At 69.5% G+C, this 20,598-nt stretch carries 20 protein-coding genes and 1 riboswitch; of the genes, 11 read left to right on the top strand and 9 right to left on the bottom strand.

The window, feature by feature from the left end:
- Positions 1–23 precede the first annotated feature (23 nt).
- Positions 24–1,526, top strand: a complete 1,503-nt coding sequence (gene lysX / locus ACZ6R6_RS08035; RefSeq protein ID WP_470091167.1) for a bifunctional lysylphosphatidylglycerol synthetase/lysine--tRNA ligase LysX — start codon at positions 24–26, stop codon at positions 1,524–1,526.
- 268 nt (positions 1,527–1,794) lie between these two features.
- Here lysX and ACZ6R6_RS08030 read toward each other — a convergent pair whose 3' ends face one another.
- Entirely contained in the window at positions 1,795–2,412 is a 618-nt protein-coding gene (locus tag ACZ6R6_RS08030; protein ID WP_470091166.1) for a TetR/AcrR family transcriptional regulator, read from the bottom strand.
- A gap of 216 nt (positions 2,413–2,628) precedes the next feature.
- Here ACZ6R6_RS08030 and ACZ6R6_RS08025 point away from each other — a divergent pair, with 216 nt between their 5' ends.
- Positions 2,629–2,829, top strand: coding sequence for a LuxR C-terminal-related transcriptional regulator (locus ACZ6R6_RS08025; protein WP_031157992.1), 201 nt, complete (start codon positions 2,629–2,631; stop codon positions 2,827–2,829).
- A gap of 170 nt (positions 2,830–2,999) precedes the next feature.
- Here ACZ6R6_RS08025 and ACZ6R6_RS08020 read toward each other — a convergent pair whose 3' ends face one another.
- On the bottom strand, positions 3,000–3,962 hold the full coding sequence (locus ACZ6R6_RS08020; RefSeq protein ID WP_470091163.1) for a C40 family peptidase: 963 nt from the start codon (positions 3,960–3,962) through the stop codon (positions 3,000–3,002).
- Positions 3,963–4,054: 92 nt separating this feature from the next.
- Positions 4,055–4,205: riboswitch (cyclic di-AMP (ydaO/yuaA leader) on the bottom strand.
- Between the two features lie 338 nt (positions 4,206–4,543).
- Here ACZ6R6_RS08020 and ACZ6R6_RS08015 point away from each other — a divergent pair.
- The 6 genes from ACZ6R6_RS08015 to ACZ6R6_RS07990 all read left to right on the top strand — a co-directional run bounded on the left by ACZ6R6_RS08015 (position 4,544) and on the right by ACZ6R6_RS07990 (position 12,429).
- The gene (locus ACZ6R6_RS08015; protein WP_470091161.1) at positions 4,544–5,197 is read left to right on the top strand and encodes an amino-acid N-acetyltransferase; all 654 of its coding nucleotides are present in this window, start codon (positions 4,544–4,546) and stop codon (positions 5,195–5,197) included.
- 241 nt (positions 5,198–5,438) lie between these two features.
- Positions 5,439–6,680 carry an RDD family protein gene (locus ACZ6R6_RS08010; RefSeq protein ID WP_470091160.1) on the top strand — a complete coding sequence of 414 codons (1,242 nt, stop codon included), beginning with the start codon at positions 5,439–5,441 and terminating at the stop codon, positions 6,678–6,680.
- A 929-nt stretch (positions 6,681–7,609) separates the two neighbouring features.
- Positions 7,610–7,849, top strand: coding sequence for a hypothetical protein (locus ACZ6R6_RS08005; RefSeq protein ID WP_470091361.1), 240 nt, complete (start codon positions 7,610–7,612; stop codon positions 7,847–7,849).
- Between the two features lie 118 nt (positions 7,850–7,967).
- Positions 7,968–8,300 carry a histone-like nucleoid-structuring protein Lsr2 gene (locus ACZ6R6_RS08000; RefSeq protein WP_012895497.1) on the top strand — a complete coding sequence of 111 codons (333 nt, stop codon included), beginning with the start codon at positions 7,968–7,970 and terminating at the stop codon, positions 8,298–8,300.
- 265 nt (positions 8,301–8,565) lie between these two features.
- Entirely contained in the window at positions 8,566–11,073 is a 2,508-nt protein-coding gene (locus tag ACZ6R6_RS07995; protein ID WP_306862195.1) for an ATP-dependent Clp protease ATP-binding subunit, read from the top strand.
- Positions 11,074–11,478: 405 nt separating this feature from the next.
- Complete coding sequence (locus tag ACZ6R6_RS07990; RefSeq protein WP_470091157.1) at positions 11,479–12,429, top strand: TIM barrel protein; 951 nt, start codon at positions 11,479–11,481, stop codon at positions 12,427–12,429.
- A gap of 59 nt (positions 12,430–12,488) precedes the next feature.
- On the opposite strand, the gene ACZ6R6_RS07985 is transcribed toward ACZ6R6_RS07990, so the two are convergent.
- Complete coding sequence (locus ACZ6R6_RS07985; protein WP_470091155.1) at positions 12,489–13,364, bottom strand: HhH-GPD family protein; 876 nt, start codon at positions 13,362–13,364, stop codon at positions 12,489–12,491.
- Between the two features lie 112 nt (positions 13,365–13,476).
- On the opposite strand from ACZ6R6_RS07985, the gene ACZ6R6_RS07980 reads away from it, so the two are divergent.
- Positions 13,477–14,142 (top strand): hypothetical protein, encoded by a 666-nt coding sequence (locus ACZ6R6_RS07980; RefSeq protein WP_470091153.1) that lies wholly within the window; start codon positions 13,477–13,479, stop codon positions 14,140–14,142.
- 176 nt (positions 14,143–14,318) lie between these two features.
- On the opposite strand, the gene disA is transcribed toward ACZ6R6_RS07980, so the two are convergent.
- The 6 genes from disA to ACZ6R6_RS07950 form a co-directional block, all read right to left on the bottom strand.
- The gene (disA, locus tag ACZ6R6_RS07975; protein WP_306862202.1) at positions 14,319–15,404 is read right to left on the bottom strand and encodes a DNA integrity scanning diadenylate cyclase DisA; all 1,086 of its coding nucleotides are present in this window, start codon (positions 15,402–15,404) and stop codon (positions 14,319–14,321) included.
- A 79-nt stretch (positions 15,405–15,483) separates the two neighbouring features.
- Positions 15,484–16,884, bottom strand: coding sequence for a DNA repair protein RadA (gene radA, locus ACZ6R6_RS07970; RefSeq protein ID WP_470091151.1), 1,401 nt, complete (start codon positions 16,882–16,884; stop codon positions 15,484–15,486).
- A gap of 32 nt (positions 16,885–16,916) precedes the next feature.
- A complete protein-coding gene (locus tag ACZ6R6_RS07965; RefSeq protein ID WP_470091149.1) occupies positions 16,917–17,048 on the bottom strand; it encodes a hypothetical protein in 132 nt (43 codons plus the stop codon).
- Positions 17,049–17,215: 167 nt separating this feature from the next.
- Positions 17,216–17,530: a thioredoxin gene (trxA, locus tag ACZ6R6_RS07960; RefSeq protein ID WP_470091147.1), complete on the bottom strand. Its 315-nt coding sequence runs from the start codon at positions 17,528–17,530 to the stop codon at positions 17,216–17,218.
- Complete coding sequence (locus tag ACZ6R6_RS07955; protein ID WP_470091145.1) at positions 17,527–17,907, bottom strand: MerR family transcriptional regulator; 381 nt, start codon at positions 17,905–17,907, stop codon at positions 17,527–17,529. Before ACZ6R6_RS07955 ends, trxA begins: the two co-directional genes overlap by 4 nt.
- A 107-nt stretch (positions 17,908–18,014) precedes the next feature.
- Positions 18,015–18,713 (bottom strand): class I SAM-dependent methyltransferase, encoded by a 699-nt coding sequence (locus ACZ6R6_RS07950; protein WP_470091143.1) that lies wholly within the window; start codon positions 18,711–18,713, stop codon positions 18,015–18,017.
- A 160-nt stretch (positions 18,714–18,873) separates the two neighbouring features.
- Between ACZ6R6_RS07950 and ACZ6R6_RS07945 the strand changes: the two genes are divergently transcribed.
- Both ACZ6R6_RS07945 and ACZ6R6_RS07940 read left to right on the top strand, forming a co-directional pair.
- Positions 18,874–19,686, top strand: a complete 813-nt coding sequence (locus ACZ6R6_RS07945) for a sugar phosphate isomerase/epimerase family protein (RefSeq protein WP_470091141.1) — start codon at positions 18,874–18,876, stop codon at positions 19,684–19,686.
- Positions 19,687–19,828: 142 nt separating this feature from the next.
- On the top strand, positions 19,829–20,455 hold the full coding sequence (locus tag ACZ6R6_RS07940; RefSeq protein WP_470091140.1) for a TetR/AcrR family transcriptional regulator: 627 nt from the start codon (positions 19,829–19,831) through the stop codon (positions 20,453–20,455).
- The last annotated feature ends 143 nt before the right edge of the window (positions 20,456–20,598 follow it).

Here is a 20,598-nt window from a genome sequence, read left to right as displayed (position 1 = left end):
ACGGACATCGGTAACCTTGCCCTGTGACCGATGAAGTGACGAACCCAGCCGAGGATCTGCCCGAGCAGATGCGCGTGCGCCGGGAGAAGCTCGACCGCCTCCGCTCCGAGGGCGTCGACCCCTACCCGGTGAACTTCCCGCGCACCGCGACCAACGCCGAGATCCGTGAAAAATACGCCGATCTCATCGCTGACACCGCGACCGGCGACAGGGTGGGCGTCACTGGCCGGGTCATGCTCTCCCGGACCGGCGGCAAGCTCTGCTTCGCCACGATCCGCGACGGCTCCGCCGACCTCCAGGTCATGATCTCCCTGGACAAGGTGGGCGAGGAGTCCCTGGCGGCGTGGAAGCGTGACGTCGACCTCGGTGACCACGTCGGCATCGAGGGCGAGGTCATCACCTCCCGCCGGGGCGAGCTGTCCATCCTCGCCGACCGCTGGGCCATCACCTCCAAGTGCCTGCGCCCGCTGCCGGAGAAGCACGCCGGGCTCACCGACCCCGAGGCGCGGGTCCGCCAGCGCTATCTGGACCTCATCGTCAACGACGAGGCGCGGAAGATGGCCTACACCCGCAGCGCCGTCGTGCGGGCGATCCGTGACTTCTGGCACGGCGAGGGCTATCTGGAGGTCGAGACGCCGATGCTCCAGCCGATCCACGGCGGCGCGGCGGCCCGGCCGTTCAAGACCCACATCAACGCCTACAGCATGGAGCTCTACCTCCGCATCGCGATCGAGCTCTACCTCAAGCGGCTCGTGGTGGGCGGCATCGAGAAGGTCTTCGAGGTCAACCGCAACTTCCGCAACGAGGGCGCGGACGCCACCCACAACCCCGAGTTCACCATGCTCGAGGCCTACGGCACCTATCTCGACTACAACGACATGGCCGACCTGACCCAGCGGATGATCCAGAGTGCGGTCGTGGCCGCGCTCGGCCACTCCGTGGTGACCTACGAGGGCCAGGAGATCGACCTGGGCCTGCCGGAGTGGCCGAGGGTCACCCTCTACGGGGCGGTCTCGGAGGCGCTGGGCGAGGAGGTCACCACCGAGACCCCGCTGGAGCAGGTCCGCAAGCACGCCGACGCGCACGACATCCACTGGGACCCCAAGTGGGGCCAGGGCAAGCTCGTCCAGGAGATCTTCGAGGCGCTCGTCGAGCACACCCTCATCCAGCCCACGTTCGTCATGGACTACCCGCTGGAGACCTCCCCCCTGACCCGCCAGCACCGCGACAACCCGTTGCTGACCGAGAAGTGGGACCTCATCGGCTTCGGCACCGAGCTGGGCACCGCCTACTCGGAGCTGGTCGACCCGGTCGAGCAGCGCCGCCGCCTCACCGAGCAGTCACTGCTGGCCGCGGGCGGCGACCCGGAGGCCATGCAGCTCGACGAGGACTTCCTCACCGCCCTGGAATACGCCATGCCGCCCACCGGCGGCATGGGGCTCGGTGTGGACCGCCTCGTCATGGCCTTCACCGGCAAGAACATCCGCGAGACGATCCTGTTCCCGCTGGTCAAGCCGGCAGGCTGAGCCTTCCGGAGCCCGGGGCCGCGCGGCGGGACTCCCCCGCCGCGTGGCCTCGGTTCTTGCCCGCGGTCCCGGTTCTCGCACGCCGGTCCCGGGGCCCGCACGCCGGGCCCAGGCTCGGCCGGCCAGGCCCGGTGCGGCGCCGTCGCGAGGAGCCCCGGCTCCCCGGGCTCTCAGCTCCCGGGCTCTCCCTGTCGCCGGCTCTCAGCCGTTCACCGCCGCCGGCTCTGGGACCTCACCGCAGCCGGCCCCTGGGCTCTCACGGCCGCTCTCACGGTGTGTCCGCCCTCGCTCTCCCGGGAGTGCGGGCCAGCCCGGCCATGAGCCAGCGCAGCGCCTCGGCGAACAGCTCGGACGGCACCGCGGCGCGGTCGACGCGGCGTTGCGTGACGAGCCCCTCGAAGAGCCCGATGATCGCGGTCGCCACGGCGGCCGGGTCGTGTGCCGCGCAGCGCGGGGCCACCAGGCGGGCGACAGCCGTACGGGGAGCCCACCAGCGGGCGGCCAGCCGGTCGAGTAATTCCGGCCGGGTCAGCGCATAGCGCAGAAACTCCATTTCCAGCGTGCTCCAGGCCGTGTGCCGATCGGCCACTCCGGCCAGATAGTCGCCGAATGCCGCAAAGGCGGTCTCGTCGTCCTCACATTGGGAGGGGATTTCCCCGACGCCGTCAAGGGGATGGGGGGCGTGCTCGTCGAAGAGTGCGAGGAAGAGGTCATCTTTTCCGGTGAAATGTGAGTAGACGGCACCGACCGTGTGGCCCGCCCTGGAGGCGATCTCGTCGACCGAGGCCCTGGCGAAACCTTGTTCTGCGAAGACTTCGCCTGCGGCGGCCAGCAGACGCTTGCGGGTGCGCGCCTTGGCTTGGCTGCGACTTAACCGCAAAGGCACTGACATATCATGAGTACTTCACGTAGCGGGCGCTATGTCAATAGCGTCCGTCGCCCCTATGGAGATCGGAGCTTGACGACCTTTGAACAAGGCGTTTACCGTTCCTGACGGGCGGCCTTGATTCCAACATACTCACGCCTGAGTTCAGTGCGGGGGGAGCGACTCTAGATGGCATATCCCGAAGTGGATTCCCGTCGCGGCGAAAGCCTCCTGGGCATGGGCGAGATCGGTCTAAGTGACGAAGATCTCGTGCTCCTGGCAGAACTTGCCAAGGGCGTCACCGTGGACCGGGTGGGGCGTCGTCTCGACATCAGTGGCCGGACCGTCCGGCGCAGACTCCGTGGGATCTGCGACCGCATCGGTGTCGCCACGGCGATCGAGGCCGTGGCCTGGGCCGCCCGCCGCCGTCTGATCTAGCTCCTGCGGAGGGCCGGCCCGCCGCCCGGCCCGTGACCTCGGCAGGGAAGCGCGGGCCCGCCGCCGCCCGGCCCGCGATCTCGGCCGGGGATCACGGCTCCGGCCTCGATCAGGGCTCCGGCCTCGGCCGGGATCCCAGGGACCCCGGCGGCGGCCTCAGGCCCGGCGGCTCAGTCCGCGACCCGGACGCCTCCGGCGAAGGGCCGGTTGTCGATCGAGGCGATGTGGATGACGTCACCGGTCTGGGGGGCGTGGACCATCAGGCCGGCGCCGATGTAGATCCCGACGTGGTGCAGGTCGCTGTAGAAGAAGACCAGGTCGCCCGGGCGGAGCTGCTCTCTGGAGATGTGGGTGCCCGCGGTCCACTGGTCGCCGGTGTAGTGCGGCAGGCTGATGCCGACCTTCTGGTAGGCCCACATGACCAGGCCGGAGCAGTCGAAGGAGTTGGGTCCCTCGGCGCCCCAGACATACGGCTTGAGCTGCTGACTGAGCGCCCAGCGGGCGGCTTCGGCGGCCTTGCCGCTGCCGACGACCGGCACGCTGATCTTGACCCGGCTGCCCCGGGTGGTCTTGGCCCGGCTGCGCACCTCGCTGAACAGGTCGCTCTCGACCCTGGTGACGAGCCGCTCGATCTTGGTGCGCTTGGCGCCGATGTCGGACAGGAGGTCCTTGACCTCGGCGGTGCGGGCCTTGGCGCCGGCCTGCGCCCGCTCGGCGGCCTTGATCGCCTGGGCGACCTGGGCGACCTCCTCGTTCTGCTGCTGCTGGAGGGCGTAGCTCGTGGTCGCCAGGTCGAGGAAGGTGTCGGGGTCGGACGACTGGGTGAAGGCGAGGGTCGAGCCCAGGCCCCCCGACATGTAGTTGCTCTGCGCCAGGAGGCTGGCCTTGGTGCGCCGGGCCGCCAGCTGGGACTCGCTGACGGCGAGGGTCTTCTTGGCGCTCGCGGCGGCGCGCTGCGCCTGCTTGAGCTTGACCCGCCCGCCGTTGTACTGCTCGGTGAGCGTTTCGATCTCGGTGTGCAGCTTCTCGACCTGTTTGGCGAGCTCCTGGAGACCGGGCTGCGGGTCGGCGGTGGCCGAGACCAGAGGGGTGCCGAGGGTCAGGGAGGCGAACGCCAGTCCGATGACCGTCATGCGGCGGGTGAGTCCACGTGAGGCGTGTTCTCGACGGCGGGCATGTCTGCCCGCGCGCTCTCTCCCACGGTCACGCGTGCGCTTCACCAACAGGCTCCTCTCTCGGCCGCCTACCGGGTTAGCTGACGGGTTCGGGCCGGAGGCAGCCCTACCGAGGGTGCTGGTGCCACCTCGGATTCACCCCGGGGGACTAAAGGGTGGGTCCCCGGTTCCCCGGGTCCGGGGATTCGGCGGTTCAGCGCTTTAACATCGCTGACATCGAGCACGGACATTAGTGCAATTGGAGGTTCATGCTCAACCAGAACTACAAACTCGGTAGAGCTTTCACAACTGAAATGTCACGAGAAGATCACGCGACTTCATGATCGACATGCGCTCCAAGCTGGTTCTATGAGGCCCCGCGGCGTCTCGGCCGGAGGTCTCCGCAGCTCCATGACCATGTGAAAGGCGGGTTCCGCTCCGCTGTTCGCGCCTTCAGCCCAGCGTCATGAATCGACTACCGTGGGTCATCTGGTGGCTGCGGGTCACGAGTTAAGGGTGAGCCGTAATTCGAGCGCGCCGAGGACGTACGCTGATCGGTCATGGAGCAGGTTGCGCAGCATTCCTCCACCCCGGCCGCGGACGGCGCCGGGACCGCGGGGCGGCGGCCGGAGACCGACGTCGCGGGCGTGGACGCGGGGCAGGGGCCGCTGAGCCGGCCGGAGGCCGCTCCGGACGCGGCCGCGGTCACGGTACGGCGTGCCCGCACGCCGGACGTGCGTGCCATCCGGCGGCTCGTCGACACCTACGGAGGAGCCGGCCCGCGCCTCCTGGAGAAGGCCACGGTCACCCTGTACGAGGACATCCAGGAATTCTGGGTGGCCGAGCGGGCCGGCGCGGTCGTGGGCTGCGGGGCGCTCCACGTCCTATGGGAGGACCTCGCCGAGATCCGCACCGTCGCCGTCGACCCCGCCTGCCGGGGGCTGGGCATCGGTCACAAGATCGTCTCCGAGCTGATCCGCACCGCCGGCGGGCTCGGACTCCGCAGGGTCTTCTGCCTCACCTTCGAGGTCGAGTTCTTCGCCCGGCACGGATTCCGCGAGATTCAGGGCACGCCCGTCTCCCCGGAGGTCTACGCCGAACTTCTCGCCTCATATGACGAGGGTGTCGCCGAGTTCCTCGATCTTGAGCACGTCAAGCCGAACACCTTGGGAAACACCCGGATGCTGCTCCATCTGGCGCGCGATCAGGGCTGACGTGACCTTGACGGTTACTGATCAGAAAGATGACTGTTGATACCTATCTCGATACCTTGTGCTGCAGCAAGCATGTGAGCCTCACATATGGCCACATGCGCCGTCGAAGTAGTGAGGTGACGCGGTGAGCACCGGACAGCCGCCGTATCAGGATGATCCCGACCGCGATCGCACACCGTCGGGACAGCCGGAGTACGGACAGCACAATGCGGGTCGAGCCCCTGGCGAACATGATCCCGACGTGACAATTGTGGGATATCGATCGGATGCCTCACAGCCGCACACCGGCCCGGGGCAGACCCAGCCCGGTTACGGTCAGCAGCAGGGCTACGGCCAGCAGCAGGGTTACGGTCAGCAGCCGGGGACCGGCGCCTATGGCCAGCAGCCCGCCTACGGCCAGCAGCCCGCCCAGCCGGACTACGGCCAGCAGCAGGGCTACGGCCAGCAGCCCGCCTACGGGCAGCAGCAGTCCTATGGCCAGCAGCCCGCCCAGCCGGACTACGGGCAGCAGCAGGGCTACGGCCAGCAGCCGGGGACCGGCGCCTACGGGCAGCCTGCTTACGGGCAGCAGCCGGGGACCGGCGCCTACGGCCAGCCCACCCAGGAGCAGTCCTACGGCCAGCAGGGCTACGGTCAGCAGCCGGGGACCGGCGCCTACGGTCAGCCCGCCCAGGAGCAGTCCTACGGGCAGCAGCAGTCCTATGGCCAGCAGCCCGCCCAGCCGGACTACGGGCAGCAGCAGGGCTACGGCCAGCAGCCCGCCTACGGGCAGCAGCAGGGATACGGCCAGCAGGCTCCCGCCTACGGCCAGCAGGACGCCCAGCAGGGCTACGGGCAGCAGCAGGCGTACGGCCAGCAGCAGGCGTACGGCCAGCAGCCCGCCTACGGGCAGCAGCAGGGATACGGCCAGCAGGCTCCCGCCTACGGCCAGGGATACGCGCCGCAGGGCGCGACGCCTCCCGGCGCCCCCGCCCCGCTCGCGGAGTGGTGGCAGCGTCTGGTGGCCCGCATCCTCGACCTCCTGATCGTGGGCATCCCCGCCGGCATCGTCGGGTTCGTGGCCTCGCTGCCGTTCAGGGTGTCGTTCGACCCGGCCACCTACGAGGTGACCGGCAACATCTTCCTCCAGTCGATGGTGAACACGCTCATCGTCGGCGTGGCCCTCATCGGCTACGAGGTCTTCATGCTGGGGCGCAACGGCACCACCCTCGGCAAGCAGATCATCGGCATCAAGGTCGTCCCGGTGGGCGGCCAGCTGGTCAGCAACATCGACATGGGCAGCGCGCTCAAGCGGGCTCTCGTGCTGTTCGGCAGCTACATCGTCAACGGCCTCTCCGCCCTGCTGGGTTTCCTCTCCCTGCTGGTGAATCTGGTGGTGGGCGTTTTCGTGCTGGTGGACGTGCTCTGGCCGCTGTGGGACAAGCCCCTGCAGCAGGCCCTGCACGACAAGGTGGCCAAGACGGTCGTCGTCAAGACCAAGTAGTTCCGTGAATATCGGGGCCGGCGGTTGAACCGCCGGCCCCGATTTCATGCGTGGATGAGAAAACCGGCCCCGTAACGGCGTTCCGCCGCGCCGCCATGGAAGCGCAAACCCATACGCGTCGCCGGGGGGAAGGTTATGGCCGCCCCCTCGCGCGCCGGCGCCGACAAACGCAGCCGATCGGCGTCGCCGCCGCCCGCGGCCCCTATGGTCCTATGGAGGACCAATGGCGGGCACTTGCCGCCGGGAGTTCCCGTGCCGGTGGCCGAATGGCGGGCGCGCCCGGCCGCCGGCATCGCCGCCGCTCCGTCTCCGCGGCGCTCTACTGGATTCTCTCCTTCGCCTTCTCCGCCATCTCCGGGCCTTCGGGCCGGCCCGCGAAGACCTTCTTGCCGATCCGCGGCCGGGCCCCATGGTGTTGCCGGGGTTGTTGGCGCACCCGATCGCGTTTGGTGGTTATACGGGGTACGACTATGTCCCGCATGCCAGAGGCGGACGTACTCTTGGTAAGAAAGCGATGAAGCCCCGCCTTGTTCCGTACGATGGCGTTGCGCCGCGGGCCGCCCGCCCGGTGAAGCGGACGGCTCTCCAACCGGCTGTTCTCATCACCACGGACATTCCGCGGCCGACCTTGCGGTGACGGTCTCCGGCTCCGCGACGATCCCGTTCATCCTTGTCCGCAGCCCTCTTCAGCAGGGGTTTCGCGGCGGGGCGGCGGGTGGCCTCGCGGTCGAGGACCTGGGCGGGCATTGGTTTTCCGGCAAAGTTGATCATCACGTGATCGCTCTGTCGGGTTTTTCCAGGCGGCTTTCCGGAGTGCAACCGGTAAGACGGCTGGAGAGAAGCATTAAGGTAGTGCACGGCCGCATGGTCGCCCCGGTGACGCGCGCCGCCCGCCGGTGACGCTAAGGTCATCGGTAGGCGGATCCGGCGTGATCGATCGGGTCCCCGGCGCGGGCGACGACGCCGCCGCCGCCGAAAATTTCCATGGTCTCCAGAATGTCACCCCAGGTGCGGAGCGAGGACGAATGAGCGACGTATTGTCCGCGTTGATACCTCCAGTGGTCGTCGGCGGGGCCTTCATCTACGGAGTGGTCAAGCTTCTTCGCAGTGAAGCCGCCGGCCGCCGCCCGGCAAAACGGCCCGATCGGGCTGAGTCGCAGAACAGCTGATCCACTCGCGGTCTGGGTTCCCGGCAAGAATCGCCGGGCTCCCGGAATTGCCGCTCTCCGATTGCGGGTATATGTTTAGCTTGCGAATGAAACAATACTCCGCGAAAGGATTGCGTAGATGGCCAAGCAGATCCAGGAGATTCTCATCGACGACCTCGATGGGGGCGAGGCCAATGAGACTGTCGCCTTCGCGATTGACGGCACCAGCTATGAGATTGACCTGAGTGACGTAAACGCGAAGAAGCTCCGCGACTCCCTGTCGCCTTTCGTGCAGAGCGCCCGCCGTTCCGGGGCGCTGGCCCCTCGCCGCCGCCGCGCAGGTGGGGCTCGGGCACTGACGCGGGAGAAGAGCGCCGACATCCGGGCATGGGCGAAGTCGCACGGCCTTAATGTCAGCGAGCGCGGTCGAATCGCCTCCAAGATCGTCGAGCAGTACGAAGCGGCTCACTAGATCGTTGAATCATGCGGTTATGGCGGCCACGGTGGGGTCCGGTGGCGGCCATGACCGCATGACGCGTTTGAGGGGCCGATAAACGTCGTTCGCTTGCGGCGTATCGGGAACATCCCACCCCCGGTAAGTAGTTGGATGGAGGGTGAACGCCCTGCTCTCGGGGAACGTCTTCTGCTTAGAGCGGTCGCCGGGTCGGGGCTACCATGCGGGATGACAGGGCCCGGACATCCCGGACCTGCCTTACCGCTCTGTGAGGAGCGACGAGATGTTCGAGAGGTTCACCGACCGCGCACGGCGGGTTGTCGTCCTGGCCCAAGAAGAGGCCCGGATGCTCAACCACAACTACATCGGTACGGAGCACATCCTTCTTGGTCTGATCCACGAAGGTGAAGGCGTTGCCGCCAAGGCTCTGGAGAGCCTCGGCATCAGTCTTGAAGGTGTGCGTCAGCAGGTCGAGGAGATCATCGGCCAGGGGCAGTCGGCGCCGTCGGGGCACATTCCCTTCACCCCGCGCGCCAAGAAGGTCCTTGAGCTGTCGCTCCGCGAGGCCTTGCAGCTGGGTCACAACTACATCGGCACCGAGCACATCCTGCTCGGCCTCATCCGTGAGGGCGAGGGCGTCGCCGCCCAGGTGCTGGTGAAGCTGGGCGCGGATCTCAACCGCGTGCGGCAGCAGGTCATCCAGTTGCTCCACGGCTACCAGGGCAAGGAGCCGGCCGCCGCGGGCGGTCCGCAGGAGGCCGCGCCGTCGACCTCCCTTGTGCTGGACCAGTTTGGCCGCAACCTGACCCAGGCCGCCCGCGAGGGCAAGCTCGACCCGGTCATCGGCCGGGAGAAGGAGATCGAGCGGGTCATGCAGGTCCTCTCCCGGAGGACCAAGAACAACCCTGTCCTGGTGGGTGAGCCCGGCGTCGGCAAGACCGCCGTCGTCGAGGGCCTGTCCCAGAAGATCGTCAAGGGCGAGGTCCCGGAGACGCTCAAGGACAAGCAGCTCTACACCCTCGACCTGGGTGCACTGGTCGCGGGTTCCCGTTACCGCGGTGACTTCGAGGAGCGCCTGAAGAAGGTCCTCAAGGAGATCCGCACCCGCGGCGACATCATCCTGTTCATCGACGAGCTCCACACGCTCGTCGGCGCGGGTGCCGCCGAGGGCGCGATCGACGCCGCCAGCATTCTCAAGCCCATGCTGGCCCGTGGTGAGCTGCAGACCATCGGCGCGACCACCCTCGACGAATACCGCAAGCACCTGGAGAAGGACGCCGCGCTTGAGCGCCGCTTCCAGCCGATCCAGGTGGCCGAGCCCAGCCTCAGCCACACGATCGAGATCCTCAAGGGGCTGCGCGACCGTTACGAGGCGCACCACCGGGTCTCCATCACCGACGGCGCCCTCGTGGCCGCCGCGCAGCTCGCCGACCGCTACATCAGCGACCGGTTCCTGCCGGACAAGGCGATCGACCTCATCGACGAGGCCGGCTCGCGCATGCGCATCCGCCGCATGACCGCCCCGCCGGACCTGCGTGAGTACGACGAGAAGATCGCCAACGTGCGGCGCGACAAGGAGTCCGCGATCGACGCGCAGGACTTCGAGAAGGCCGCCGCGCTGCGCGACCAGGAGAAGCAGCTCCAGCTCAAGCGCGAACGCCGCGAGAAGGAGTGGAAGGCCGGCGACATGGACGTCGTCGCCGAGGTCACCGAGGAGCTCATCGCCGAGGTCCTCGCCACGGCCACCGGCATCCCGGTCTTCAAGCTCACCGAGGAGGAGTCCCAGCGGCTGCTCCGGATGGAGGACGAGCTCCACAAGCGGATCATCGGCCAGGACGACGCCATCAAGGGTCTGTCCCGCTCGATCCGCCGCACGCGCGCCGGTCTGAAGGACCCGCGCCGTCCGGGTGGCTCGTTCATCTTCGCCGGCCCGTCCGGTGTCGGTAAGACCGAGCTGTCCAAGGCGCTGGCCGAGTTCCTGTTCGGGGACGAGGACGCGCTGATCATGCTGGACATGTCCGAGTTCATGGAGAAGCACACCGTCTCCCGGCTGTTCGGCTCTCCTCCCGGCTACGTCGGATACGAGGAGGGCGGCCAGCTCACCGAGAAGGTGCGGCGCAAGCCGTTCTCCGTGGTCCTCTTCGACGAGATCGAGAAGGCCCACCCGGACATCTTCAACTCGCTGCTGCAGATCCTGGAGGACGGTCGGCTGACCGACGCCCAGGGCCGGGTGGTCGACTTCAAGAACACCGTCATCATCATGACGACCAACCTCGGCACCCGCGACATCTCCAAGGGCATCGGGGTGGGCTTCGCGAAGTCCAACGACACCGAGTCGAACTACGACCGGATGAAGGCCAAGGTCCAGGAGGAGCTCAAGCAGCACTTCCGGCCCGAGTTCCTCAACCGTGTCGACGACATCGTGGTCTTCCACCAGCTCACGCCGAAGGAGATCATCAAGATCGTGGACCTGATGCTCGCGCAGGTCGCCGAGCGTCTGAAGGACCGCGACATGGGTCTGGAGGTCTCGCCCGAGGCCAAGCAGCTGCTGGCCGACCGTGGTTACGACCCGGTGATGGGCGCCCGTCCGCTCCGCCGCACCATCCAGCGCGAGCTGGAGGACACGCTGTCGGAGAAGATCCTGTACGGCGAGCTCCGTCCCGGCCAGATCGTCAAGATCAGCATCGAGGGCGAGGGCGACAACGCGAAGTTCGTCTTCGTCGGTGAGGCCGCTCCGGCCGACCACGTCCCGGACTCGGCGGCCGCCATCGCGGAGCCGATCCAGAACTAGGGCCAGGTCCTGTCCCGCGGACGCCAGGCGATCCGCGGGACAGGGTCCGGCTCAACGGGTAAAAGTTGACCCCGCCGTGAGGAGATTCACGGCGGGGTCTACTCATTTGTTATCCAATGCGCTACGTCCCTACCGAAGGTAGTACTACACTCGGTAGAGTGAATCCGGCTCAACTCGCCCAGTGATCTACAAGTCGTATCGACTGCGGTGAGGTCGGTCCCGAGGTCAGCCCAGCGACGTACCGAAGAATCAGCTCCCGGAGTGACGCGGAGATCGGTGCCCGCGCGGGATGCTCGTGCGGACCGGGCCGAGTTCCCGGCAGGGAAGGCCCGCTGACCCGTGACGCCACAACCATCGGCGTGGGGCAATCAGGGCGCTTAGACGAGCACGCCTGGGAGGCATCGGATGCGTTTGCGGCACGAGGGCGGGACACTCGTTCACCTGTCCTACAACGCGGGCGTACATCCCGCCGAGGACCTGGAGAACCTGATCGCGCACCTGACCCGATACGCGGTTCCGGTCCGCAAGCGCCTGGGCGTGGAGCGGATGGGCGTGGGCCTGTGGCTCTCCCCGAGCGTCGCCGACCATCTCGTCGCCGACCGGATCGAGCTGGTGCGCCTGCGCCGCTCCCTCGAGGAGCGCGGTCTGGAGGTCGTCAGCCTCAACGGCACGGGCGGCCGCAACCAGGACGCCCCCGGCCCCGACTGGGCCAAGCCCGAGCGCTACCGCTACACGATGGCGCTGGCCAGGATCCTGGCCTTCCTGCTGCCGGACGACGTCCGCTTCGGGAGCATCTCCACCATCCCCATCGGGTGGCGCCGTGACTGGCCGGCCGACCTGCACACGATCGCCTCACGCCGGCTGGAGCGCCTCTCCCGCGAGCTGCGCGGCCTCTACAGCGTCACCGGCAAGACGATCCGGGTCGGCTTCGAGCCGTGGCCCGGCTGCGTGCTGGAGACCACCTCGCAGGCGCTGGAGCGGGTCTGCGACATCGACTCCGATCACCTCGGGGTCTGCCTCGACGCCTGTCACCTGGCCGGTGGCGCGGAGGAGCCCGGAGCGGCCCTGCGCGGCCTGGCGGCCGCCGGTGCCCCCGTGGTCAAGCTCGGCCACGTCCACAACCACGTGAGCGAGGCGTGCCAGGAGCTGCCGAGCACCCGCTCGGTCCTCGAAGACACCCTCACCGCCATGCTCTCCGGCGCGGTGAACGGCACCGCGCACATCGAGGTCGAGACCCACGACCTGGCCGTGCCGCTGCGGACCAGGGGACCCGGCGCCCTGGTCAACCTGCTGGCCGAGGAGCTCGACTGGGCCCGCACCAACCTCACCGCGCTCGGCCTGCGCCTGGCCGCCTGACCGGACGCGGGCCGCGCCCGGCCGCAAACACCGGCCGGCCGGGAGGAGTTCTCGGCCGGTCAGCCGGGGAGGCGGTAGGTGCCGTCGTCGAGGACTTCGGCCAGGCCGTCGGCGACCAGGCCGTCGAGAGCCCGCTCCCGTTGCGGGGCGCTGTCCCAGACCACGTCGAGGGCGTCCTTGGGGACGGGGCCGTGGGCCTGGCGGAGGACGGCGAGGAGGCGGCCGCGGCACTGGCGGTCGGTGCCGGCGTAGGTCTGGCCCTTGCGGGCGGGGCCCTCGTAGGCGGGCTTGCCGGCCAGGCGCCAGGCGCACAGGTCGCTGACCGGGCAGTCGGCGCACCGGGGGGCGCGTGCCGTGCAGACCAGGGCGCCCAGCTCCATGACGGCGACCGCCCAGACGGGGGCGTCGTCGGCGCCGGGCAGCAGCGACTCGGCGAGCCTGCGCTCGGCGGGCGTGGTGGCCTTCGGGGGATATTCCTCGCCCCGCACCGCCCGTGTCAGGACCCGGCGGACGTTGGTGTCGAGGACGGCGTGGCGGCCCCTGAAGGCGAAGCTGGCCACCGCCGCCGCGGTGTATTCGCCGATGCCGGGGAGCGACAGCAGGATGGCGTGGTCGGAGGGGACCTCGCCGCCGTGCCGGTCGGTGATCGCCCGGGCGCAGGCGTGCAGGTTCAGGGCCCGGCGAGGGTAGCCGAGACGGCCCCAGTGGCGTACGGCCTCACCCGGGGGCTCCTGGGCGAGCGCGGCGGCCGTGGGCCAGCGCTCCATCCACTCGGTCCAGACGGGCAGCACCCGCGCCACCGGCGTCTGCTGCAGCATGATCTCGCTGACCAGGATCGACCAGGGGGAGGCGCCGGGCGTGCGCCAGGGGAGGTCGCGGGCATTCTCGGCATACCAGCCGAGAATAGGTTCCAGCAGGAGGTTCGACTCGGACACCTTTCGACGATAGTGCCGGAGAGGGGGCGCTTCCCCCTCTTCACCCGCCGAAACGGCAGCGGTAGCGGCGGGTCGCTCCTCATGACTCGTGAAGAATCTTCATACTGTCCGTATGGACCCGGACACTTTCCGTAGTGATATAGGGGTGGACGTCTACTGGCGGCGCCGGATGGCCGCCCTTGTCGGTGTGCTCGTGGTGGTCGCCGTCGTGGCCTGGGCCTGCTCGTCGAGCGGACCGGAGCGCGCCTCGAAGGGGCAGGCAGAGCTCAGCGGGTCGCCCACGCCGGATCCGATAGTGACCGTCATGCCCACGGTGACGATCACCCCCTCACCGAGCCCGACGGCCTCCTCCCGGAAGGCCCGGCCGGTCACCAGGGCCAAGCGGCCCGGTGACGCCTGTGAGTCCTCCGACCTCGTGCTGAACATGCAGGGACTGGGAGAGGTCTACGCGCAGGGCAGCCGCCCCCGGTTCATCCTCACGCTGGTGAACATCGGCAAGGTGATGTGCACGGCCGACGTCGGGCCCCGTGCCATGGAGGTCCGCATCACCTCCGGCAGCGACCGCGTCTGGTCGTCGGCCGACTGCGTCAGCGGCGACACCGACGACATCCGCAAGCTCGACCGGGGCGTCCCGTACGTCCGGGAGGTCGAGTGGGACCGGCGCCGCTCCGGCGGCGACTGCGCGGCCGACCGCGACAGCGCCCTGGCCGGCACCTACGTGGCCATGGCCCGCAGCCCCGGCCTGAAGAGCCGCAAGGCCGTCTTCCACCTCCGCTAGCGCGACGCCCCACCGCACGGGAGCCGCCTCCGCCGGTGCCCCACCGTTGCGGAGCCGCCTCCGTCGGTGCGGCTCGCTGCGCGGGAGCCACTTCCGCTGGGGCGGCGGCCGGCACCTGGAGCCGCCTCCCCGCCGGAGCCGCTCCTCGGCCGGTACCGTCCAGACGTAACGGCCGTCTAGACGTAACGCTCCAGGATGGAGGACTCGGCCAGCCTGGACAGGCCCTCGCGGATGTGGCGGGCCCTGGCCTCGCCGACCCCGCCCACCTCCTGGAGGTCGCCGATGCTGGCGGCCAGGAGCTTCTGCAGGCTGCCGAACTGGTCGACCAGGCGGTCGACCACCGTGCCCGGCAGGCGCGGGACCTTGGCCAGCAGGCGGTAGCCCCGGGGGCTCACCGGACTGTCCAGGGCGTCGTTGCCGGAGTGGCCGAGGACCTGGGCGACGACGGACAGGTCGAGCAGGTCGCTGGAGGAGAGCTGGTCGAGGTCGTGGAGGGCCTCGGCGAACTTGCGCGGGCGGCGGCCCGCCACCGGCAGGTAGTCGCGCACGATCAGCTCGCGGTCGGTCTCGGTCCCGGCCACCAGCTCGTCGAACTGCAGGGAGAGCAGACGGCCGTCGGTGCCGAGCTCGACCACGTAGCCGGCGATCTCCTCGGAGATGCGCCGGACCATCTCCAGCCGCTGGGCGACCACCGCGATGTCGCGGACCGTCACCAGGTCCTCGATCTCCAGGGCCGACAGCGTGCCCGACACCTCGTCCAGGCGGAGCTTGTAGCGTTCGAGGGTGGCCAGGGCCTGGTTGGCCCTGGACAGGATCGCCGCCGACTCCTCCAGCACGTAGCGGAAGCCGTCGAGGTAGAGGGCGATGATCCGCATGGACTTGCTGAGCGAGATGACCGGCAGGGACGTCTGCACGGCCACCCGCTGGGCGGTGCGGTGCCGGGTGCCGGACTCGTCGGTGGGGATGGCCGGGTCGGGCATCAGGTGCACGGCCGCGCGCACGATCTTGAGGTCGCTCGCGTTCAGCACGATGGCCCCGTCCATCTTGGCGAGCTCGCGCAGCCGCGTCGCGGAGAACTCGACGTCCAGCTCGAATCCGCCGCTGCAGATCTCCTCGACCGTGTTGTCGTAGCCGAGCACGATCAGGCCGCCTGTGTGGCCGCGGAGAATACGCTCCAAGCCGTCGCGTAGTTCGGTGCCCGGAGCGACCGCGGCCAGGACGGCCCTGCGGCGTTCGTCGAGCCCTTTGTAGTTTGCTGGCACATGACCCCCGTGGTCTGCGTATCACGCTCAGCTTACCGGCGAAGGTCCTGCGGGGTCCGGAATCGCCGGATGGCCACCTCTAGGTGACGTGAGTGAGGGCGTCCCAGACATTGTCCGCCTCGACGACGTCGAAACCCGGGATGAGTTTGGTGCTACGGCCGCCGACCGGGACCAGGGAGCGGTCGCCGTCGCGCTTCTTGCCCGTGTCGAGGGATCCGGCCGGGACCAGGGCGCGGGTGAAGCCCAGCCGTGCCGCCTCCGACAGGCGGCGCCGCACGTCGCGCACCGGGCGCAGCTCCCCGGCCAGGCCCACCTCTCCCAGCACGACCAGCCCGGGGGGCAGCGCCTTGTCTCCGGCCGCGCTGGCGACCGCGAGCATCACCGACAGGTCCACCGCCGGATCGCTGAGCTTGATGCCGCCCACGGTCGCGGTGAACACGTCGCAGCCGCCGAGCTTGGCGTTGAGCCGCCGCTCCAGCACGGCCAGCACCATCGTCACCCGGTAGGTGTCGAGCCCCGAGGAGGAGCGGCGCGGCTGCTGGGCCTCGGTCCGGGCGACCAGGGCCTGGACCTCGGCGGGCAGCGGCCGGGTGCCCTCCAGGGTGACCGTGACGCACGTGCCGGGCACGGGCTCGGCGCGGTGGGAGACGAACAGGCCGCTGGCGTCGGCGATGCCCTCGATGCCGCCCTCGTGCAGGTCGAAGCAGCCGACCTCGTCGACGGGGCCGTACCGGTTCTTGATCGCGCGGACCATGCGGAGCCGGGAGTGCCGGTCGCCCTCGAAGTGGAGCACGACGTCGACCAGGTGCTCAAGGGTCCGGGGGCCGGCGATCGAGCCCTCCTTGGTGACGTGGCCGACCAGCACGGTGGACATGCCGCGCTCCTTGGCCAGCCGGACCAGGTTGCCGGCGACCTCTCTGACCTGGGTGACCCCGCCGGGCACCCCGGTCGCCTGGGCGGAGCCGATCGTCTGCACCGAGTCGACGATGAGCAGGTCGGGCTGGACCTTCTCCACATGGGTCACCAGCGCGCCCAGGTCGGTCTCGGCCGCGAGGTAGAGCCGGTCCTGGATGGCGCCGATCCGGTCGGCCCTGACCCGGACCTGGGCGGCCGACTCCTCGCCCGTGACGTAGAGCACGGTCTGCTGCCGCGCGATCTTGGCCGCGGCCTCCAGCAGGAGCGTGGACTTGCCGATGCCGGGCTCTCCGGCCAGCAGCACGACGGCGCCCGGCACGAGGCCGCCGCCGAGCACCCGGTCGAGCTCGGGCACCCCGGTGCCGCGCGCGTGCGCCACCTCGGCCTTGACCTGCCCGATCGGGACCGCGGGAGCCGACACCGCCCCCGCGGAGGCCACCTGCACGCCGCCGCGGGCGGTCTCCTCCTCGACCGTGCCCCAGGCCTGGCACTCGCCACAGCGGCCCACCCATTTGGCGGTCTGCCAACCGCACTCACCACAGCGATAGCCGACCTTCTTAGCCATGGCCGCACGTTACCGGTCCCGGCCGACAACTTTCACCCGGTACGGCCCGCCGGCGCGGTCAGCTCCGCCATCCGCCGCCGGTCCGACCCGTCGCGCGGCGTCTGCAGCAGGATCAGCGCCTCCGGCTCCTCCACCGGCCGGAAGAGGGAGAAGACCAGCGTCATCGGCCCCTCGACGACGACGTCGCGCGTGCTCAGGGTGGCGACCGAGGGGCACTGCCACCGGTGGGCGAGGTCGGGGCGGTCACGCTCCAGCTCTACGTCAGCCTGCCGCCCGAGGTCGGTGGCGACCCCGAGGCGGTGCCGCGGATCCTGCGGGAGCTCGGGCCCGGTTAGATGTGGCCTTCGAGGTCGGCCAGGAGCAGGCGCTTGGGCTTGGCGCCGACGATCTGCCGGACCACCTCGCCGCCCTTGTAGAGGTTGAGCGTCGGCAGGCCCATGACGCCGTAGCGGGCCGCGATCTCCTGGTGCTCGTCGTAGTTGAGCTTGGCGATCGTGACGCGGTCGCCGTACTCGGCCTCGATCTGCTCCAGGACCGGAGAGATCATCCGGCACGGCGGGCACCACTCGGCCCAGAAGTCGACCAGGACGGGCTTGTCGCTCTCCAGAACCTGCTCGGCGAAGTTGTCGGCGGTCAAAGTGATCATGACTCTCCCAGCTTGGTGAACACGCATCCGGGACAGACCGCGGTCAGCTGCCCGGCGACCTCGGCGCGCCGGGCGAGCAGCGTGCGGATCTCGTCGTCGATCTCGGCCAGCTTGCGCCGGTAGACCGCCACCGACTCCGGACAGGACCCGCCCGACTCGTGGCCGGCCCGCAGGCAGGCCACGAACGGCCGGGCGTCCTCCAGGGTGAACCCCACGGTGAGCAGCGATCTGATCTCGGTGACGAGCTTGAGATCCGCCTCGCTGTACTCCCGGTAGCCGTTGGCCGCCCGGCGCGCCGTGATCAGCCCCTGCTGCTCGTAGTAGCGCAGCGCGCGGGCGCTGACCCCGGCCCGTCTGGCGAGCTCCCCGATCCGCATCCGTCCTCCTTACGGGATCACGCTAATCGTTGACGTCAACGTCAAGGTCAAGCGGTTCCGTGGGGGTATTTCATCCCGAATGTCCGGCGGGTGGCGTCCCGGAGCGGTCAGAACCGCTTCCAGCGCAGGACATTGGGGTAGGCGAGCTCCAGGCCGGGGGTCTCGGCGATGGCCTGCTCGGCGACCTCGGGGGTGAACTCGATGCGGAGCACGGCCTCCAGGTCGGCGCGGCGCTCGAAGGACATGCGCAGGTCGAGGGGCCGGCTCTGCCAGCCCTGACGGCTCCAGAAGTCTTCGACGGCCCTGGCCGAGTAGGAGGGGACGGTCCGGCTGAACCAGCGGCCGAAGGCGCCGCGGCCGGCGTCGAGGTCGACCACGAAGGCCGCGCCGCCCGGCCGCAGCACCCGGGAGAGCTCGGCCAGGCCCGGTTCGCAGCCGGGGCCGAAGAAATAGGCCCAGCGGGCGACGGCCACGTCCACCGAGGCGTCGGGCAGCGGGAGGGCCTGGGCGGTGGCCGGGTGGACCTCGACGTTGGGCAGCGGCCGGCAGCGCCGCCTGGCGAGCCGGACGAGGTCGTCGTGCGGCTCGACGCCGATCACGCGGGCGGCGGTGGCCGACAGGGCGGGCAGGTGGTAGCCGCTGCCGCAGCCGATGTCGAGGACCGTCGCGCCGGTCCACGGCCGGATGGCGGCCATCGCGGCCTCGACCCTGCCGTCGGGGTCCACCGCCCGGTTCTCCAGCTCGTATATGTGGGGCGTGTTCCAGATGTTCGGACTGGGGATGGCGCCCTTCATGAACCGCGGCATGCTCTCACCGTAGCGGTGTGATCTCCGTTGCATCAGCGAGGCCGGACTCCACTCGTCCGCGGTCGCGCTTAGGCTGGCATCGTGAGTGAGCGGAGCGATCGGGCCCGCGGGCGCGGCGACGCCGGCTCACGCGAAGTCCGGCCGGAGGCGAGGAAGCCGTATGAGCGTAATCCGAGTACCTGGTGCGAAGATCGCGCTGTCCACCGCGTCCGTATACCCGGAGCGCACGCCGGACGCCTTCGAACTGGCCGCGCGCCTGGGATACGACGGTGTCGAGATCATGGTGGGCGCCGACCCCGTGAGCCAGGACGTCGACGTCCTGGAGCGGCTGTCGGACCACTACCAGCTGCCGATCCTGGCCATCCACGCGCCGTGCCTGCTGGTGACCCAGCGGGTGTGGGGCAGGGACCCGTGGGCCAAGCTCCAGCGGGCGCAGCGGGCCGCCGAGCGGGTGGGCGCCAAGACCGTCGTGGTGCATCCGCCGTTCCGCTGGCAGCGCGACTACGCGCGGGACTTCGAGACCGGCCTGGCGCGGATGCGGGAGGAGACCGACGTGGTCTTCGCGGTGGAGAACATGTTCCCGCTACGGGCCCGGGGCAACGAGGTCGTCCCCTACTCGCCTGACTGGAACCCGGTCGACTACGACTTCCCGCAGGTGACGATGGACCTGTCGCACACGGCGGTCTCCGGGGTCGACGCGATGGAGATGTTCACCAAGCTCGGCGACCGGCTCGCCCACCTGCACCTGGCCGACGGCGTCGGGGTGGCAAACAAGGACGAGCACCTGGTCCCCGGCCGGGGCGGGCAGCCGTGCGCGCCGATCCTGGAGCGCCTGGCCGGCAACGGCTACGGCGGCCTGGTCGTGTTGGAGATCAACACGCGCAAGGCCGTCAGCCGTACGGAGCGGATCGACGACCTCGCCGAGGCACTGGCCTTCGCGCGCCTGCACCTGGCCACGCCCTCCAGCGTATGAGCGGACGCCCCCTGACTGAACGGTCCCTGACGGAACGGCCCCTGATGGAGCGGTCCCTGACCGGACGGCCCGCGGCGACGCGTGCGGGCAGCCGGAGCAACCCGCGGCGACGCGGGCGAACAACCTGTGAGTTGAACAACCTGTGAGTGAGCAATCCCTGGACGGGCGGCCCGTGGACGGGTCGGAGATCGGCAAGAGGCGTCCCGGGCGCAGGCCCGGGTCCGCGGACACGCGCGGGCAGATTCTCGCGGCCGCGCGGGAGACCTTCGCGGAGAAGGGGTTCGACAAGGCGACGATCCGGGGCATCGCCCGGCAGGCGGGGGTGGACCCGGCGCTGGTCCACCACTACTTCGCGAGCAAGGAGGGGATGTTCGTCGCGGCCATGGAGCTGCCGATCAACCCCGACGAGGTGATCCCGATGCTCCTGGCGGGGCCGCGCGAGGACATCGGCGAGCGGCTGACCCGGTTCGTCCTGACGATGACCTCCGGGGCCGAGGCCCGCCAGCCCGTGCTGGCGCTGGTCCGCACCGCGATGACCAACGACCGGGTGGTCACGATGATCCGCGAGTTCATCTCGCACGCGGTCCTCTACCGGATCGCGGAGTCCCTCCAGATCCCGCCGATCCGGATGGAGGTGGCCTTCGCCCAGCTCTTCGGGGTGGTCCTGATGCGTTACGTGGTCAAGCTGGAGCCGCTCGCCTCGGTCGAGATCGAAGAGCTGGTGGAGCTGCTCGCGCCGACGATCCAGCGCTATCTGGACGTGTCCTGACGGCGCCGAGATGTGTACAGAGCATTGTTCTGGGCATCGAAGTGACCGTATGGTGACCACGGTCACCACGTGTCGCGGTCCGGGGAAAGTTACCGATCGGTAGTATTCGTGGCGACCCGTCGTCACCGTGGATGACCGGCGGT

Source organism: Streptosporangium sp. NPDC048886 (assembly GCF_055586905.1).
Note: the sequence above shows the minus strand (reverse complement) of the source record. Positions and strands in the feature narration are given on the sequence as shown.

Excerpts from the sequence above, each read along its gene's own strand:
- ACZ6R6_RS07990 (WP_470091157.1), top strand. The coding sequence starts at position 11,479 with ATGCGTTTGCGGCACGAGGGCGGGACACTCGTTCACCTGTCCTACAAC.
- ACZ6R6_RS08020 (WP_470091163.1), bottom strand. The coding sequence starts at position 3,962 with ATGACGGTCATCGGACTGGCGTTCGCCTCCCTGACCCTCGGCACCCCT.
- ACZ6R6_RS07980 (WP_470091153.1), top strand. The coding sequence starts at position 13,477 with ATGGACCCGGACACTTTCCGTAGTGATATAGGGGTGGACGTCTACTGG.
- trxA (WP_470091147.1), bottom strand. The coding sequence starts at position 17,530 with ATGATCACTTTGACCGCCGACAACTTCGCCGAGCAGGTTCTGGAGAGC.
- ACZ6R6_RS07945 (WP_470091141.1), top strand. The coding sequence starts at position 18,874 with ATGAGCGTAATCCGAGTACCTGGTGCGAAGATCGCGCTGTCCACCGCG.
- ACZ6R6_RS08000 (WP_012895497.1), top strand. The coding sequence starts at position 7,968 with ATGGCCAAGCAGATCCAGGAGATTCTCATCGACGACCTCGATGGGGGC.
- ACZ6R6_RS07995 (WP_306862195.1), top strand. The coding sequence starts at position 8,566 with ATGTTCGAGAGGTTCACCGACCGCGCACGGCGGGTTGTCGTCCTGGCC.
- ACZ6R6_RS08025 (WP_031157992.1), top strand. The coding sequence starts at position 2,629 with ATGGGCGAGATCGGTCTAAGTGACGAAGATCTCGTGCTCCTGGCAGAA.
- ACZ6R6_RS07955 (WP_470091145.1), bottom strand. The coding sequence starts at position 17,907 with ATGCGGATCGGGGAGCTCGCCAGACGGGCCGGGGTCAGCGCCCGCGCG.
- ACZ6R6_RS07965 (WP_470091149.1), bottom strand. The coding sequence starts at position 17,048 with ATGACGCTGGTCTTCTCCCTCTTCCGGCCGGTGGAGGAGCCGGAGGCG.
- ACZ6R6_RS08015 (WP_470091161.1), top strand. The coding sequence starts at position 4,544 with ATGGAGCAGGTTGCGCAGCATTCCTCCACCCCGGCCGCGGACGGCGCC.
- radA (WP_470091151.1), bottom strand. The coding sequence starts at position 16,884 with ATGGCTAAGAAGGTCGGCTATCGCTGTGGTGAGTGCGGTTGGCAGACC.
- ACZ6R6_RS07950 (WP_470091143.1), bottom strand. The coding sequence starts at position 18,713 with ATGCCGCGGTTCATGAAGGGCGCCATCCCCAGTCCGAACATCTGGAAC.